Origin of the sequence: Poseidonibacter lekithochrous (assembly GCF_018861145.1) — a bacterium.
Classification (GTDB): Bacteria; Campylobacterota; Campylobacteria; order Campylobacterales; family Arcobacteraceae; genus Poseidonibacter; species Poseidonibacter lekithochrous_A.
This window is the reverse complement of sequence record NZ_JAHKQT010000005.1, coordinates 1-2,399: the sequence shown is the minus strand read 5'-3', so window position 1 is coordinate 2,399 and position 2,399 is coordinate 1. Positions and strand designations below refer to the sequence as shown.

The 2,399-nt window shown below is 27.2% G+C and carries 3 protein-coding genes; all 3 read left to right on the top strand.

The window, feature by feature from the left end:
* Positions 1 to 516 precede the first annotated feature (516 nt).
* Genes KO488_RS03070 through KO488_RS03060 form a run of 3 tightly spaced genes read left to right on the top strand, consistent with a single transcriptional unit; the run spans position 517 to position 2,337 of the window.
* Positions 517 to 816 (top strand): metal/formaldehyde-sensitive transcriptional repressor, encoded by a 300-nt coding sequence (locus KO488_RS03070; RefSeq protein WP_216057327.1) that lies wholly within the window; start codon positions 517 to 519, stop codon positions 814 to 816.
* A 1-nt stretch (position 817) separates the two neighbouring features.
* Positions 818 to 1,768 carry a cation diffusion facilitator family transporter gene (locus KO488_RS03065; protein WP_216057326.1) on the top strand — a complete coding sequence of 317 codons (951 nt, stop codon included), beginning with the start codon at positions 818 to 820 and terminating at the stop codon, positions 1,766 to 1,768.
* 17 nt (positions 1,769 to 1,785) lie between these two features.
* Entirely contained in the window at positions 1,786 to 2,337 is a 552-nt protein-coding gene (locus KO488_RS03060) for a manganese efflux pump MntP family protein (RefSeq protein WP_216057325.1), read from the top strand.
* Positions 2,338 to 2,399: the final 62 nt, after the last annotated feature.

Below are 2,399 nucleotides of genomic sequence, written 5' to 3'. Positions count from 1 at the left end.
AAAAACTATAACTCATTATGTAATAGCTAAAAAATCTGGAGTAAGTTTTAACACTGTAAAAAAATATATATCTAATGATAATTTAATTTCATTAAATGAAATTAAAGAGTAAAGCATATTATTGATATTAAATACATATTAGCAATCTTTGTTCCATAATTCCTTAATGTTTGTGGAACTTTGCAGTTTTTACTTTTTGAACACTTTGTGGAACACTGAAAACTAATATGAGTGCTTCATGTTCCAAATATAAGAGGTTAAGTAAAAGACTATTCAAAAAAAATTCTTAATAAACTTTATATTTATAATGTTTTATCCATTCATTAAAAATTTACTAATTTAAAAATATTCAGATTACTAATGCAATCACTATTATTTCATAATTTCTTCTTATATCATTGTCATTAAGTCATTTGTTGTAGTAAGGCTTCTTCTTTAACAACAATATTTTTTGTATAAGTACAAATTAACTTTAAATATAATAGTATACCCCCCTATAGTATAAAAGGAACAAAAATGGCATATTGTTGTGATGTTGAAAGAAAAAAATTAACAAATAGAATTGCTCGAATATCGGGTCAAGTTAAATCAATTGAAAATAAGCTAAAAGATGAAAATTATCATTTAGAAGAAGACCCATATGAAATGGTTAGACAATTAACGGCAGTAAAAGGTGCAGTTAATGGAATGATAACATCATATATTGAGCATTTTGCAAAAGGACACTTTATTGAGAATATTCAAAAAGGTGATTCTATTCAAGCACAAGCAGAAGTGGAAAACTTCTTAGATATTATAAAAGTGTTTGGGAAATAATATGCATACTTGTAAAATAGGATTAAATTCACATCAACCAAAGATAAAAGAACATCACCATCATCATGACCACCCTGAACATGATCATGAGCATCATCACCATGACCATAGAACACAGGATAAGAAAGTATTAAAGATTGCGCTTGCAATTACTTTTGTAACAATGATTGCAGAATTTGTATTTGGATTCTTATCAAATTCACTTGCATTAATTTCTGATGCAATCCATATGTTTACACATTCATTTGCACTTATTATATCTCTTGTAGCTATTATAATTGCAAGTAAAAAAGCTCCCCTTGATAAAACGTTTGGTTATTATCGTGTTGAAGTATTAGCAGCCTTTGTAAATGGACTTACTATCATTCTTTCAATCGTATGGATACTTTATGAAGCAGTTGATAGATATTTTAATCCTGGAGTTATCGATTTAAAAACAGCTGGAATTGTTGCTATAGTTGGTTTGATAGTAAATATTGTTACTGGCGTGATTTTAATGCAAGGAGATAGAGAGAATGTAAATTTGAAATCTGCATTTATTCATATGCTTTCTGATGCACTATCTTCCGTAGCCATTATTATTGGTTATGTTGTTATCTATTACACATCTTGGTACTTTATTGATATCATATTAGCTCTTTTAGTTGCTTTTGTTATTGGGAAATGGGCTTTTACTGTTTTAAAACAATCAACTAATACTCTAATGGAAAGTTCTCCACTTGATATAAATGAAGTAAAAAAATTTATAGAAAAAAAACATCCTCAAGTTTTAGATATACACGATATTCATATTTGGGAAATTACTCAAGATATGTATAATATGACAGCTCATATTTTAATTGATAAAGAAGATATTCAAGCGTATGAAAAAATCCTACATGATGTAAACCATAGCTTAGAAGATAAGTATTCAATTGTTCATGTTATATTACAGTTAGAATTTAAAAAATAAATTAGTATGGAAAGAAAATGGAATTAATTTTAATTGCCATAGCGTTAGCTATGGATAGTGTTGCGGTATCAATAGCTAGTGGTGTAAAATATAAAAAGATAAATGTCTATACAGTAATAAAAATATCATTGTTCTTTGGTATATTTCAAGGATTAATGCCATTAATAGGCTATTTTGCAGGAACTATTTTTTCATCACAAGTAGCTGAGTATAGTCATTATATTGCTTTTGTTATACTGATTGCTTTAGGTTTAAATATGATTAAAGAAGCAAGAGAGGATGATTTTGAAAATGAAGTAAAAGATTTAAAAAATAAAACTTTATTTTTTCTTGCAATTGCAACTAGTATCGATGCATTGGCAATTGGTGTTACTTTTTCCTTTCAAGATATTAATATTTATTATGCATCTTTTCTAATTACAACCATTACATTTATCTTATGTTTTATTGCAGTTTATGTAGGAAAAAGGCTGGGTGGATTCTTAGAGTCTAAAGCAGAATATTTAGGTGGGATTATTTTAATAATATTAGGATGTAAAATTCTATTTGAAGGTTTAGGTATTTTTTAAATAATACTAGCGATAGCTTTAGAAATCATTACCTATATCTTTTGGAGTGGTAACATGAATTC